The organism is Aquisalimonas lutea, from assembly GCF_030409225.1.
Taxonomy (GTDB): Bacteria; Pseudomonadota; Gammaproteobacteria; order Nitrococcales; family Aquisalimonadaceae; genus Aquisalimonas; species Aquisalimonas lutea.
Genome location: NZ_JAUFPK010000004.1, coordinates 216,427 through 229,438, shown reverse-complemented (window position 1 = coordinate 229,438; position 13,012 = coordinate 216,427). Strand labels below are relative to the sequence as shown.

The following is a 13,012-nucleotide window of genomic DNA, read 5'->3' as shown; positions in this document are numbered from 1 at the left end:
GACCACGGGAGCATCGCACCCATGAGCCAACCCGTCTCCGTCCCGGTCTCGGTCCTCGATCTCGCCACCATCGTCCGCGACGGTACCCCCGGGCAGGCATTCGAGCGCACCGTCGCCCACGCCCGCGAGGCGGACCGGCTGGGGTTCAACCGCTTCTGGCTGGCCGAGCACCACAACCTGGACGGCATCGCCAGCGCCGCCACGGCCGTGCTGATCGGTCACGTGGCCGGACGGACGCAGCGCATCCGCGTCGGCTCCGGCGGCGTCATGCTGCCGAACCATGCGCCGCTGATCATTGCCGAGCAGTTCGGCACGCTGGAGACCCTCTACCCGGGCCGCATCGACCTGGGCCTGGGGCGCGCCCCGGGCACCGACCCGGCAACCGCCCGGGCGGTACGCGGCGCCGGGGCGAGCCTGGAGCCCGATTTCGGCGAGCTGCTGGCCGAGCTCCGGGGCTACCTGGCACCGGCCCGCGAGGGCCAGAAGGTGCGCGCCATTCCGGGCCAGGGCCTGGACATCCCCGTCTGGCTGCTCGGCTCCAGTGACTACAGCGCGCGCCTGGCCGGCGAGCTCGGGCTTCCCTTCGCCTTCGCCAGCCATTTCGCGCCCCGCCACCTGCTGGACGCGCTGGCGCTGTACCGGGACGTGTTCCGGCCGTCCGCGGTGCTGGACCGCCCCCATGCCATGGTGGCCGTGAATACCATCGTGGCGGACACCGACGACGAGGCCCAGCGCCTGGCCACCTCCCTCCGGCAGCGTTTCCTGCGCATGTTCCGCAACCAGCGGGGCCAGATGGACCCGCCGGTGGCAACCATGGACGGGCTCTGGTCGCCACAGGAGCAGGCCATGGTCGAGAACACCCTCAGCGTCTCCGCCTTCGGCGCGCCGGAGACCGTCCGGGAGCGGCTCGACACCATCATTCACGCCACCGGCGCCGACGAGCTCATGATCACCAACGACGTCCACGACCCGGAAGCACGCCTGCACTCCCTGCGCCTGCTGGCGGACTGCTGCGGCATCCCGGCCGGCGGACGGACCGCCTCTGCAGGGGCGTTCTAACCATAGGCTGAATCAGCCTTTCCGCCGCGCCCGGCGGGTCGTATACACTCCGCCGCCGTAGACGGTTTGCAGGACCCTGCGGGGAAGGAACACATGGCCATATCACAGACCATCACCGGCAGCCGGCCGGGCGGCATCCATCCCGCCGGCTGGCTGGCCGCGGCACTTCTGGGCATCGGGCTGCTGTACCTGGGCCAGGCCATCAGCCTGACCCAGGCGGCGCTGTTCCTGGTCGGCGGCGCGCTGGGCGTGGTGCTCTATCACGCGGCCTTCGGCTTCACCTCCGCCTGGCGGGTGTTCATCACCGACGCCCGCGGCCGCGGTCTGCGCGCCCAGATGATCATGCTCGCCGTGGCCGTGACGCTGTTCTTCCCGGCCCTGGACGCCGGCAGCATCCTCGGGACCAGCGTCTCCGGTTTCGTCGCGCCCATCGGGGTGGCCGTCGTGGTGGGCTCGTTCCTGTTCGGCGTCGGCATGCAGCTGGGCGGCGGCTGCGCCTCGGGCACCCTGTTCACCGCCGGCGGCGGCAACGTGCGCATGGTGATCACGCTTGCCGGCTTCATCCTGGGCTCGGTCATCGCCACCCACCACGTGGACTGGTGGTGGAGCCAGCCCGCCTTCGACGCCGTGTCCCTGGTCAGCACGTTCGGGCTGGGCGGCGGACTGGCCCTGAGCCTGGCCCTGTTCGCCGGCATCTACGGCCTCACCGTGGCCATCGAGAAGCGGCGGCACGGCGCCCTGGAGAAGGCACCGGCCGGCGAGCGGGCGGGCTGGCAACGATTCCTCCGCGGCCCCTGGCCGCTGATCTGGGGGGCCGTCGGCCTGGCGGTGCTCAACTTCGCCACCCTCGCCCTGGCGGGGCGGCCCTGGGGGATTACCTCGGCGTTCGCGCTGTGGGGGGCGAAGCTGTTCCAGTTCCTGGGCATCGACGTCGGCCAGTGGACCTACTGGCAGTACGCCGGCAACGCCAGCGCCCTGGAAGGCAGCATCTTCGCCGACGTCACCTCGGTGATGAACGTCGGCATCATCCTGGGCGCCCTGGCGGCCGCATCCCTGGCGGGCCGTTTCGCGCCCAGCCTGCGCATCCCGTTCCGGCCCCTGCTGGCCGCCGTTATCGGCGGGCTGCTCCTGGGCTACGGCGCACGCCTGGCCTTCGGCTGCAACATCGGCGCCTATTTCAGCGGCATCGCCTCGGGCAGCCTGCACGGCTGGGCATGGCTGATCTTCGGCTTCCTCGGCAACATGGCCGGCGTGCGCCTGCGTCCGTGGTTCTTCGGGCGGTAGCCCACCGGCACCGGCGGTAACCCGGCGGCGCGATGCCCGCCAGGGGTCGCTGCCACGCATCCCGCGGCCATTCCCCTCCTCCCCCCGACCCCGGCACGGATTGCCGCGCACGAAGGCCTCCGTACGCCCTCCGCGGGCCCGGGAGACATCGGCCTCACCTGCTGCAGGAAAAGGGCTCCACGGCTGCTACCATGCGTCCAGGGTGATTCCACCGGCATGCACCGGCCCGGACACGGGCCGCCGGGCCATTCACGATACAACGGGGATACCGCATGAGCCGCATCATCGTCTTCGACGTCAATGAAACATTGCTGGACCTGGCCGGCCTCGACCCGGTCTTCGAGCAATTGTTCGGCACCGCCGACGCGCGCCGCGAATGGTTCGGCCAGGTCCTGCAGAGCGCCATGACCACCACCATTCTCGGGCAGTACCAGGATTTCACCACCATCGCCGGTCACGCGCTCACCCAGATCGCGGCGCGCCGGGCGGTCCGGCTGACCCAGAAGGACCGCGAGGCGGTGGGCGCCGGCATGCGCTCGCTGCCGCCGCATGCCGACGTCGCACCGGCCCTGGCGCGCCTGCGGGACGCTGGGCTGCGGCTGGTCGCTCTCACCAACTCGCCGTCGGCCACGGCGCGGGCGCAGCTGGACCATGCCGGTCTGAGCGACTACTTCGAGGACATTCTCAGCGTGGACATGGCCCAGACCCTCAAACCGGCGCCGGAGGTCTACAACACCGCCGCGAGGAGCATGCTCGCCGCGGCCCGGGACATGCGCCTGGTCGCCGCCCACGCCTGGGACGTGGCCGGGGCCATGAACGCGGGCTGGGAGGGCGCGTTCGTCGCCCGGCCCGGCCAGGTGCTGGATCCGCTGTTCCCCGAGCCCACCATCGTCGGCGACGACATGGAGCAGGTCGCCACGGCCATCCTGGAGCAGGACGTCTACGACGACGACGTATAGTCCGCCTCGCCGGCGATCCGCGCGGCGAGCCGCCGAACATCCGCCGGCGCCCGGGACGCCGCGAGCCCGCGTACGGCGTCGCGGAGGAGCTCCACCAGGCCCGGCCTGCCCGCCTCCCCGGCCGCGGCGGCGGCATCCGCCCAGGGCCGGTGCTGCAGTACCCGCGCCACCAGCCCGCGGCGCGCGCGCTCGCCGGGCTCCGCCGCGCATGCCGGATCGGCCAGCGCCCACAGGGCGACGCGGTGCAGCCCGGCCATGGAAACCTCGTAGGCGCGGTGGCCGTGGGCGAAGCCCACGGCGTCCAGCCAGTCGGTCTCCGACGGCTCCGGAACGTCCAACCCCCGGAGCAGCATCAGCGCCAGCTCCGGCTCGAGCCGTGCCAGCGGGTCGGCCAGCTGCACCGGATAATCACGCGCCATCCGCCCCCGCGCGCGGTCGACCAGGGCGTCGCCGCGCTCGCTGAGGCCCTGCACCATGAGCGCGGAATGCGTGCCGCTGGCCGCGTCCCGCCGTATGCCCAGCCGCACGGGCCGGAAGCCGGCCTGCTCCCAGAACGCGATCAGGCCCGGGGTGGCGCCGAAACTGGCGCCGGTCAGATCATACCCAGCGTCGCGCGCCCGTTCAGCCAGCTCGCCGAGCAACCGGGTCCCCAGCCCCCGGCGCTGGAGCTCCGGGTGCACGGCAATGCGCATGACCCGCAGCGCCCGGGCGGCGGCGCCGTCGAGCACCCCGACATGACTGGCCAGGGACTGGGGCAGGAGGTGACCGCGGGGCCGGCGCCGGCCCGACCAGATGGCCTGCGCAACATCGCCGGTGAAGCCTCCTTCGTCGGCCGACAGGGCGACGCCGGCGACGCGATCGTCCTGCCGGAGGAGGTCCAGGAACAGGTTCGGGCCGTCGAGAAGATTGCGCAGGTCCATCGGCCGGGTGCGGTAGTGCGCGTGAACCAGCAGGCCGAACAGGTCCCGCAGTAACGGCTCGTCGTCCAGCAGGCGATCGCGGTCCAGGCGCTCCAGGAGCAAGGCCCCCTCGCGACCGCCGCTGCCCGCCGCCGGGAGATCCGCATCCAGCAGGAGCGCGCGGAAGAGCACCGCCTCCACCGGATCCCCCGGACGCCAGCGGATGGGCGTCTCCAGCCGGATCTCCTGCCACCGGGGCGTCTCGGCGTCCAGCACACCCCGGAACCGCAGCGAGAATCCCCGGCCGCTGCCCTCGTAGCCATGCACCGTGGTGGCGAACACGATCCGGCTGTGGCGGCGCAGCAGATCGGCCAGGATGGCCGTGGGCACGGCGGCGGCTTCATCCACCAGCACCAGTGCCGGGGGCGAGTCGCACGCCTGCAGCTCCTCGGGTAGCAGAAAGCGCAGCGAGCCGCCGCCGGGAGCCGCTACCCGCCCGCGATGCACGGTCACGCCCAGGCTTCCGGCGGCGTGGCGCAGTACCGCATCCACCGCGGACCGCCGCGGCCCCGTGACCACGATATCGCCGCCGCGCTCGGCGAGAATCTCCGCCGCGGCAATGCCGAGCGCCGCCGACTTGCCGCGGCCGCGGTCCGCCGTCAATACGCTGGGCCGTCGACGGTGCCCGGTGGCAGTGCGCACGACGGCGGCGACAGCCGCCGCCTGGTCGGCCGTCATGCAGCGCCGGTCACCGGCGGCGGCCGGCGCCGGGCCGTGGGGCAACGCTTGCGCTTCGGCGGGCGTTCCTCCCTCCTCCACGACCACGGTATAGGGATCCTCGGCCAGGATGCGGCGCAGTCTCCGGATGAAGCGCCCGGCGACCGCCTCCGGCGCCCAGCCGTCCACGGTGAGGCGCGCTGACTGGGGGTCGGGATGATCCGGCCAGTCGGCCAGCGGCGGCGCCAGGAGCAGAACCAGCCCGCCGGCCCGGACGGTGCCGAGCCCCGCCCCGAGGCCGTCGGGATCCAGGCCGTCATGGGCGTCCACGATCAGGCACGAGGTCTCGCTGCCCAGGTAGCGCACGAGCCCGTCCGGCGGACAGGACGGAACGCCGTCGGGCACGGCGTGCCCGGCCCACAGCGCCGAGGCGGGATCCGCCGCCGCACGGAGCATGGCCTCCCCGCACCGGTGGGTCCACGGCCGGCTGCCCGCCAGGAGCACCAGGCGCCGGTAGCCGGCGGCATGCGCCTCCGCGGCCAGCCGTGCGGCCCGTTCCCCGAGGCTCGCGGGATCGCTGCCGCCGGTCATGCCGTGTCGACCTCCAGGCGGTGCAGCCGAGCGAACGCGTCCTGGCGGCTGTCGCCGCACAGGCTTTCGGTGGCCTGGAAGCGCTCGCACACCGCGGGACGCTCCGGCCGCCCGAACAGGCCGCAGCGATAGTCCGCGGTAAGGTGGATACACGCTTCACCGGCGGGCTTGCCGTCGGGCATGCCGGGCAGGGGCGACGAGATGGAGGGCACGATACAGCAGGCCCCGCAACCAACCCGGCATTCCATCAGTGATTCCTCCGGAAAGTCATAACCATTTATTTATTGTACGGTGCTTTACATCATTTTCCTGATGTCACGCATCAGGTTTCCAGCCGGCGCCCGCAGCCCTCGAAACGGCGCTGCCCGATGCGGATGCGGACGGGCTCCAGGAGCGGCTGAGCGTCACCCCGCCGGCAGGCGCCCTCCAGGCGCTCCAGGTGTACCGTCTCGCCCTCGCGCTCCGCCTCCAGGCGCCGGCCCGTCATCCACGTGGGACTGTCGGCCCGTACCGGATCATCCCCCCGGCGGCGAAAGACCAGCACCTCCTCGCGCACTTCCAGGAGCCAGCTGCCGTCCCGCGCCGTCGCCCGATAGGTCACCCCGTCCAGGCGGGCCGCCTCCCAGGCGCCCACGCCCGGCGTTTCCCCGCAGCGCGTCCGGGTGCCGCTGCCGTGGGTGTACGTCCCCCGGCCGTTCGCGACCTCCCAGCCCACGCGCCCGTCGCTGTAGGACAGGGCCTGGCCGGACCCGTCCCGGGTCAGGCGACGGCTCTCCCCTTCGCGGTGCAGGCGCACCGACGCGCGTCCCTGGCCTTCGACGACCACGCGCGAGCCATCGGCGCAGTCATACACCGTCATGGCCACACCCGGCGGCTCCGGTGCCGGCTCCCGGGGCGGACGCGACTCCGCCTGCGGCGCCCCATCCGTACCGGCACAGCCGGTGACCAGCGCCGCGGCAAAGACAAGCGCAACCGCTCGCACCATCATTGCACCGCAGTCGAAACCCGTCATGTTGCCTGCTCCACCGCGACGACCCGGACCGTCGCCCCGGACACGCGGAAACGCACATTCCAGCTGCCGATCCGGACCCCGTGCACGCGCCCGCTGTCGTTGTCGCGGCGATAGGCGGGGCGCGGATCCGGCGCCAGCGTCTGCTCCGCCAGGGCGCGCCATTGCGGATCGCCGACCGGCTCCGACTCGGCAAGCCCGGGCGCGAACTCGACCCGCAGCCGCTCGGGTGGCCGGTCGAACGGCTGCGGGGCAACCGCCGCGGGCAGGCAATCGCTGTAGGGAAGGTACGGCTTGATATCCAGCACCGGCGTCCCCTCCACGAGATCGTGATTGCTTATCCGCAGGCCGCACCAGCCCGGGCCGGCATGCACCGCGTCCAGTGTGACCACCGACAGACCGATGGGGTTCGGGCGCACGGGCGAGCGGCTGGCGAACACACCCACACGCCGGTTCCCCCCGAGGCGGGGCGGACGCACCGTCGGCGTCCACTGCGCGCCGGGGTTGGCATGGAAGCGATACAGAAGCCAGACATGGCTGAAGCCGTCCAGGCCCGTCAGCGACTCCGGGACGTCGTAGGGCGGCAGCAGGACGACCTCGGCCCGGGCTGCCGGCACCTGGCCGGGCTGGCGCGGCGTGCCGAAGCGCTCCGGGTAGCCGCCGCGGATGATGCCGACGGCGTCGGTGCTGTGCTCCGACGAATCATGCGCTGCCATCGAGGGTCTTCCGCATGGCCGCCAGCCAGTCCCGGGCCTGGCCCGCGGCCGGTTCCGTCGTGCGCCCCCGGCGCCGGTCCACCCGGGTTACCGCCTCCCCCGGGCCGAGCTCGCCCAGGAAGCGCGACACGGACAGCGGCTCGCTGCCCCGCCCCGTGCCCAGGTCCAGGGCATCGGCATGGTGCAGCGTGACCGCGTCCTGGGCCCGGGTCACGGCCACATAGGCCAGCCGCCGTTCCTCCGCCAGGTTCTCCACCTCGCCGTCGCGCTCCATGGGCATGAGTCCCTCGGAGAAACCGTACAGGTGCACCTCCGGCCACTCCAGCCCCTTGGCGCCGTGGACGGTGCTCAGCGTCACCTTGCCCTCGCCGGCGTCGCCCTCCTCGGTACCCGCGGCGACGACTTCCAGGGCGGCCGCCCACGCGGCCTCCGGCGGCGATCCCGCCGGCAGCGACGCCAGCCGGCGATCCATGGCGCGCTGGACCACGGCCATGCGCCCCAGGGCCGGCCGCAGCGCCTGCTCCACGTCGGCGGCGCCGCCGGCGCGGCCGGCCTGCATGCTGCGCCGGGCCCGCTGCGTGAGCCAGTGCCGGAAGAGCCCGTCCTGCTCGCACCAGGCCAGCAAGCCGCCCGGCCCGTCGCCATGGAGTCGGGCCATGCCCGCGCCCAGGCGCTCCACCGCGGCCGCCGCCCGCGGCGCCAGCCGCGCCGCGCGCTGGAGGGGATCGCCGCTGCCCTCGGTCAGGCGCGCGACGCCGCGGGCCCCCAGGCCGGGAATCATGTCCGCCACCCGGGACAGCGCCCGGATGTCATGGCGATTGCTGGCCAGCCGGCCGACGGCGAGCATCATGCGGACGTCGGCATAGCCCAGCAGGTCCGTGCCGGCCTTGATGCGATACGGAATGCCCCGCCGCAGCAGCGCCGCCTCCATGCCGCGGGCCAGGCGGTTCTTGCGGTACAGCACGGCCAGGTCCTCCGGGCCGCGATCGCGGGCCAGGGCCGCCGACAGACGGTCCGCGACGCCCTCGGCCATGGCCTCGCCGTCGTCGTACTCCACCAACGTCAGGGGCGCGTCCTCCCCCGAGCGCACGGCGAACGGGGTCTTCTCCAGCCGCTCCGTGTTGTTGCGCACCAGGGTGGCGCCCCCGGAGACGATCGCGGCGGTGGAGCGGTAGTTGCGCTCCAGCCGGTAGACCGTGGCGCCGTACTGGTCGATGAAGTCGCGCATGTTCTCGGGCCGGGCATGACGCCACTCGTAGATGGCCTGGTCGTCGTCGCCCACGAGCACCACGGTCCGGCTCTCCGGGGCGATCAGCTGCAGCAGCCGGAACTGCCCGGCGTCGGTATCCTGGGCCTCGTCCACGGTGACATCGCGCAGCTCCGCGCGCAGCCGCGCCGCGAGCGCCGGGTCCTGGCGCAGCAGGCGGATCGGCAGCAGGATCAGGTCGGCGAAATCCAGCACGGCCGCGCGCCGCTTCTCTTCCTCGTAGCGGCGCAGCCCCTCCCGGAAGCGCCGGCCGGCGGTGCGGTCCAGGCCGTCGGCCTCGCACAGGCTCATGATCTCCGGGACGTCCGCCTCGTGGGTGACATCCAGGCCGCGCGCGGTGATCTTCTCGCGCAGGCGCAGCAGCTCCTGGCGGTGTCCCTTGTCCGGGAACGGCCGGGCCAGCAGCGCATCGAGCATGCGGGTGGCGTCGTCGGCGTCCATGAGCGTGGCCCGGCGCGGGATGCCGATGGCTTCGCCGTGCTGCCGCAACAGGCCGTTGCCGAAGCTGTGGAAGGTGCTGATCCACGGCAGCGTGTACTCCGCCGGCAGCCGCGCCCGGAGCCGCTCCCGCATCTCCGTGGCGGCCTTGTTGGTAAAGGTGAGCAGCACCATGCCGGCCCCGGGGACGCCCGCCTCCGTCAGGCGGCGGGCCGCCCGTTCGGTGGTGCAGCGCGTCTTGCCCGACCCGGCGCCGGCGAGTACGGCGGCCGGCCCGTCCTCGTGGGCAACGACACGTGCCTGGTCGTCATCGAGCATCGGCGGCATCCCGGTTGGCATGGCCAGGGACCCGGCGCGGGATCCGTGCCGGGCGGAGAAGCGGGCATTCTACGGAGCGTGGGACGGGTCTTCCAGCTCCAGGGGCAGTGTCGCCGCCGCGGGAAGGCGGCGACGCAGCCGCTGGCGCCGGCGTTCGTGCCCGGCACCCTCGGGAAGTCGTTCGGCCAGGGACAGCGCCGCCTGCGGGTCGCGCCGGAAATGCTCGTGGAACTTGGCCAGCTGCTCCAGCGCCCGGGGACAGCCGCACTCGGCCAGGCGCTGCCACAGCGCTGCGGCCTCCTCCAGCCGCCCGGCGCGCCGGTACAGGCGCGCCAGCTCGTGCTGCCCGGCCCGGTCCAGTGCCGGCGCCGCCTCCAGGACCTGCAACGCCCGCGCTTCCTCGCCCTGCTGCAACCACGCGCGCGCCGCCCCCAGCGCGTCCGCACCGAAGGCGCCCGGGTCCCGGAATGCCGCCCCGAGCCGCGGCAGAAGCGCCAGCAACGACAGGATGTCCTGGCGGTTGTGGGCGAGCACGTCGCCCATGCGCGCGCCGTCGCCGCGGTGCAGCCAGTCGAACCACACGCCGGGCACCTGGCTGCCCGGGAGATCGCCGTCCCGGGCCACCCCGAGCAGCAATGCCTCGGCGGTGGCCAGCCGGCAATCCGGCCAGTGAGGCCGGAACAGCCGCCGCACCGGGTGCAGCAGATCCACGTGCTGCGCGGGCAGGGGCGCTGCAGCGGTGCCGTGCAGGCGGTAGCGATCCCGCAGCAGGGGCAGGTCGAAGCTGCCGCCGTTGTAGGTCGCCAGGGCCGCCAGCCCGGCGACATCGGCGGCCAGGGCCTCGAGCATCGCCGCCTCCCCGGCGAAGCCGGTGATGACGTACTGGCGCGCCTGCCAGGCATCTCCCACGCGCCGGACCAGGCCGATGTTGAACGCCACCGTGCCCGTGCCCCCGGCCAGGCCACTGGTCTCGGTGTCCAGGAAGCCCAGCGAGCCCAGGGTGGCATCCGGCATGCCCGGCAGCCCCGCGCGCTCCTCCGGTGCGGGCAGGCGGGCGCCCGCACACACCGCGCCATCGCCGTACTGGTGATCCACGCACAACAGCCCCGGGGCCAGCTCGCGGGCACCGAGCGCGCGTGCCAGGGCCGCGACGTCATGCTCCCGCGTCGGGGCCGCGCGGGCACGGCCCGGCCCGTCACCGACCCGCATCCGGGCCAGCCGCTGCCGCAGGTCGGGCGCGGCGGCGGCCCGCTCCGGGCCCGCCGTCACGCCCGCCTGGCTGCGCAATGTCTGCAGTCGCTGCTTAACCGCCATCGCCCGCGAGCACCTCCAGCACCTGCAGCGCGGCCTGCCGCGGCGAGAACCCGCGCTGCTCGTCGGAGGCCAGGATGGGCCCGACACAGCCCGGGCAGCCGGACTGGCAGCCGCACTCGGCCACCAGCGTCCGGGCGCCGGCCACCACGGCCCGCCGCTGCTCGAACAGTGGCGAGGACAGGCCCACGCCGCCGGGATAATTGTCGTAGAGGAACACCGCCGGCCGGAAGCGCTGCTCCTGCTCCGGGTCCATGGTCCCGTTCTCGAAGCTGCGGATCTGCCCCCGGCCCGCCGGCCCCACGGTGGAGAACCAGCGGGCGTTGCCGTCGCCCACCGCGCGCCCGAGATCCGCCGGCTCGGACATCACCCGCAGCGCCGCCACGTGGTGCATGGCGTGGGCCGCGCCCAGGAAGCCGTCCAGCGCCTCCTGGCGGCTCGGGAACGCGCGCGCCAGCTCGTCCGGGTGGATCTCCCACCAGACCGCGGTGGTGTGCATCTCCTGGTCCGGGAGATTGATGTTGCCGTAGCCGACGTTCTCGTGGGTGTAGTAGCGGATCTTCTTGAACCCGGGGATCCGCCGCACCAAATGCACCTCGCCATTGGCGCACTCGCTGCGCCCGCCCCGGTCGCTGTCGAAGCTCTCCAGGATCTTCAGCCGCGTGTAGTCGATGGCGTCGGTATAGTAGTCCGCGCGCGTCTGGCGCACCCACGCCTTGCGGCCTTCCCAGTCCAGGGTCTCCACCTGGTACGGCTGCGCCTGCACCAGGTAGATGGCGCCCTCGTAGAGCGTCTCCGCGGCGCTGGAGTAGTCCACCTCGGCCACCACCTGCTGGCCGCCCTCGGTGATATCGATGACGACGAAGTTGCCCTCGGCCATCGAGCGCAGGCTGACACTGTTGGCCGGGTAGCTGTCCTCGGTCCAGTGCCACTGGTCTTCCTCCCGGTGCAGCACACCCTGCTCCTCCAGGTACGCGAGCAGCTCCTCCAGATCCTCGCCGCCGAAGCGCTCGCCCTTGCGGAACGGCAGCTCGAAGGCCGCGCAGCGCACGTGATCCAGCAGGATGAGCAACTGGTCCGGGTCGATGCGGGCATGCTCCGGCGAGGCCCCCAGGAAGAACTCCGGATTGCGGACGATGTACTGGTCCAGGGGCTGGCTCGACGCCACCAGCACGCCCAGCGCCGCCCGTTCCCGCCGTCCGGCGCGCCCCAGGCGCTGCCAGGTGGCGGCGATGGTGCCGGGATAGCCGTCCAGCACGCAGACATCCATGGAGCCGATGTCCACGCCCAGCTCCAGCGCCGAGGTGGCCACCACGCAGTCCACCTCACCGCCGCGCAGGGCCTTCTCGGTGTCACGGCGCTCCCCCGGCAGGTAGCCGCCCCGATACGCCGCCACCCGTGCGGGCTTGCGGGGATCGCTGTCGAAGACATCCTTCAGGTACTTGGTGATGACCTCCACCATCAGCCGGCTGCGGGCGAAGACGATGGACTTCAGGCCGGCACGCACCGCCATGCGCGTTATGCGGGTGCTCTGGGACCGGGACGAGGCGCGGATGCCCAGGTCGGCGTTGATCACCGGCGGGTTCCACAGCAGCAGCTGCTTCTGTCCCGCCGGTGCACCGCTTTCCGTGATGGCCGCCACCTCCTCCCCCACCAGCCCTGCGGCCAGCTCCGCCGGGTTGGCAATGGTCGCCGACGACAGGATGAACACCGGGTCGCTGCCGTAGAACCGGCAGATGCGGCGCAGCCGCCGCATGACATTGGCCATGTGCGAGCCGAACACGCCCCGGTAGGTGTGGGTCTCGTCGATGACCACGTAGCGCAGCCCCTCGAAGAACTGCGCCCACTTGGTGTGATGGGGCAGCACCCCCTTATGCAGCATGTCCGGGTTGGTGACCACCACGTCGCCGCGGGTGCGCACCGCCTTGCGGGCATCGCCCGGGGTGTCGCCGTCGAAGGTGTACGCGCGGATGCCCAGCTCCCCGGCGCGATTGAGCTCGGTGAGCTCCGCTACCTGATCCTGGGACAGGGCCTTGGTCGGGAACAGGTACAGGGCCTTGCTGCCCTCGGTGAGCGCGGAATGCAGCACGGGCAGGTTGTAGCACAGCGTCTTGCCCGAGGCCGTGGGGGTGACGACGACGGTATGGCGGCCGGCACTGATGCTGTCCCAGGCCCGGCGCTGATGGCTGTAGAGCCGCCGGATGCCGCGCTCGCCCAGGGCGGCCCGCAGGCGCGGTTCCAGCTCCGCGGGCATGTCGGCAAAGGTCGCCTCCCGCGCCGGCGTGACCAGCTGGCCCGTGATGCGGCCGCCGTACTTGCGCTGCAGGCGCTGCGCCAGGCGGCTGACCGGATCCCGGGATTCCCCCTCAATAGCGTGCTCGGCGGCTGTCGCCATGGTATTGCCCCGCATGGTATCCCCCGACGGTACGATAACACTGTATATA

10 protein-coding genes are annotated in these 13,012 nt (G+C 72.8%); 3 read left to right on the top strand and 7 right to left on the bottom strand.

Features of this window, described 5'->3' with window-relative positions; genetic code table 11:
- Nucleotides 1-21: 21 nt before the first annotated feature.
- The 3 genes from QWY84_RS12200 (at nucleotide 22) to QWY84_RS12190 (ending at nucleotide 3,302) form a co-directional block, all read left to right on the top strand.
- Entirely contained in the window at nucleotides 22-1,059 is a 1,038-nt protein-coding gene (locus QWY84_RS12200) for an LLM class flavin-dependent oxidoreductase (protein ID WP_290202987.1), read from the top strand.
- 93 nt (nucleotides 1,060-1,152) lie between these two features.
- The gene (locus QWY84_RS12195; protein ID WP_290202986.1) at nucleotides 1,153-2,343 is read left to right on the top strand and encodes a YeeE/YedE family protein; all 1,191 of its coding nucleotides are present in this window, start codon (nucleotides 1,153-1,155) and stop codon (nucleotides 2,341-2,343) included.
- 272 nt (nucleotides 2,344-2,615) lie between these two features.
- Nucleotides 2,616-3,302: a haloacid dehalogenase type II gene (locus tag QWY84_RS12190; protein ID WP_290202985.1), complete on the top strand. Its 687-nt coding sequence runs from the start codon at nucleotides 2,616-2,618 to the stop codon at nucleotides 3,300-3,302.
- Here QWY84_RS12190 and QWY84_RS12185 read toward each other — a convergent pair.
- The 7 genes from QWY84_RS12185 to QWY84_RS12155 all read right to left on the bottom strand — a co-directional run bounded on the left by QWY84_RS12185 (nucleotide 3,284) and on the right by QWY84_RS12155 (nucleotide 12,963).
- The gene (locus QWY84_RS12185; protein WP_290202984.1) at nucleotides 3,284-5,509 is read right to left on the bottom strand and encodes a tRNA(Met) cytidine acetyltransferase TmcA; all 2,226 of its coding nucleotides are present in this window, start codon (nucleotides 5,507-5,509) and stop codon (nucleotides 3,284-3,286) included. The two genes, QWY84_RS12190 and QWY84_RS12185, sit on opposite strands and share 19 nt — an antisense overlap.
- Complete coding sequence (locus tag QWY84_RS12180; protein ID WP_290202983.1) at nucleotides 5,506-5,757, bottom strand: YkgJ family cysteine cluster protein; 252 nt, start codon at nucleotides 5,755-5,757, stop codon at nucleotides 5,506-5,508. Before QWY84_RS12180 ends, QWY84_RS12185 begins: the two co-directional genes overlap by 4 nt.
- 74 nt (nucleotides 5,758-5,831) lie before the next feature.
- The gene (locus QWY84_RS12175) at nucleotides 5,832-6,521 is read right to left on the bottom strand and encodes a hypothetical protein (RefSeq protein WP_290202982.1); all 690 of its coding nucleotides are present in this window, start codon (nucleotides 6,519-6,521) and stop codon (nucleotides 5,832-5,834) included.
- Entirely contained in the window at nucleotides 6,518-7,234 is a 717-nt protein-coding gene (tsaA, locus tag QWY84_RS12170; RefSeq protein WP_290202981.1) for a tRNA (N6-threonylcarbamoyladenosine(37)-N6)-methyltransferase TrmO, read from the bottom strand. The genes QWY84_RS12175 and tsaA overlap by 4 nt, the downstream gene beginning before the upstream one ends.
- Nucleotides 7,221-9,257: an ATP-dependent helicase gene (locus QWY84_RS12165; RefSeq protein WP_290202980.1), complete on the bottom strand. Its 2,037-nt coding sequence runs from the start codon at nucleotides 9,255-9,257 to the stop codon at nucleotides 7,221-7,223. Before QWY84_RS12165 ends, tsaA begins: the two co-directional genes overlap by 14 nt.
- 69 nt (nucleotides 9,258-9,326) lie before the next feature.
- Nucleotides 9,327-10,571: a ribonuclease H-like domain-containing protein gene (locus QWY84_RS12160; RefSeq protein ID WP_290202979.1), complete on the bottom strand. Its 1,245-nt coding sequence runs from the start codon at nucleotides 10,569-10,571 to the stop codon at nucleotides 9,327-9,329.
- The gene (locus tag QWY84_RS12155; protein WP_290202978.1) at nucleotides 10,561-12,963 is read right to left on the bottom strand and encodes a DEAD/DEAH box helicase; all 2,403 of its coding nucleotides are present in this window, start codon (nucleotides 12,961-12,963) and stop codon (nucleotides 10,561-10,563) included. Before QWY84_RS12155 ends, QWY84_RS12160 begins: the two co-directional genes overlap by 11 nt.
- Nucleotides 12,964-13,012: the final 49 nt, after the last annotated feature.

Excerpts from the sequence above, each read along its gene's own strand:
- QWY84_RS12200 (WP_290202987.1), top strand. The coding sequence starts at position 22 with ATGAGCCAACCCGTCTCCGTCCCGGTCTCGGTCCTCGATCTCGCCACC.
- QWY84_RS12195 (WP_290202986.1), top strand. The coding sequence starts at position 1,153 with ATGGCCATATCACAGACCATCACCGGCAGCCGGCCGGGCGGCATCCAT.
- QWY84_RS12190 (WP_290202985.1), top strand. The coding sequence starts at position 2,616 with ATGAGCCGCATCATCGTCTTCGACGTCAATGAAACATTGCTGGACCTG.
- QWY84_RS12185 (WP_290202984.1), bottom strand. The coding sequence starts at position 5,509 with ATGACCGGCGGCAGCGATCCCGCGAGCCTCGGGGAACGGGCCGCACGG.
- QWY84_RS12180 (WP_290202983.1), bottom strand. The coding sequence starts at position 5,757 with ATGGAATGCCGGGTTGGTTGCGGGGCCTGCTGTATCGTGCCCTCCATC.
- QWY84_RS12175 (WP_290202982.1), bottom strand. The coding sequence starts at position 6,521 with ATGACGGGTTTCGACTGCGGTGCAATGATGGTGCGAGCGGTTGCGCTT.
- tsaA (WP_290202981.1), bottom strand. The coding sequence starts at position 7,234 with ATGGCAGCGCATGATTCGTCGGAGCACAGCACCGACGCCGTCGGCATC.
- QWY84_RS12165 (WP_290202980.1), bottom strand. The coding sequence starts at position 9,257 with ATGCTCGATGACGACCAGGCACGTGTCGTTGCCCACGAGGACGGGCCG.
- QWY84_RS12160 (WP_290202979.1), bottom strand. The coding sequence starts at position 10,571 with ATGGCGGTTAAGCAGCGACTGCAGACATTGCGCAGCCAGGCGGGCGTG.
- QWY84_RS12155 (WP_290202978.1), bottom strand. The coding sequence starts at position 12,963 with ATGGCGACAGCCGCCGAGCACGCTATTGAGGGGGAATCCCGGGATCCG.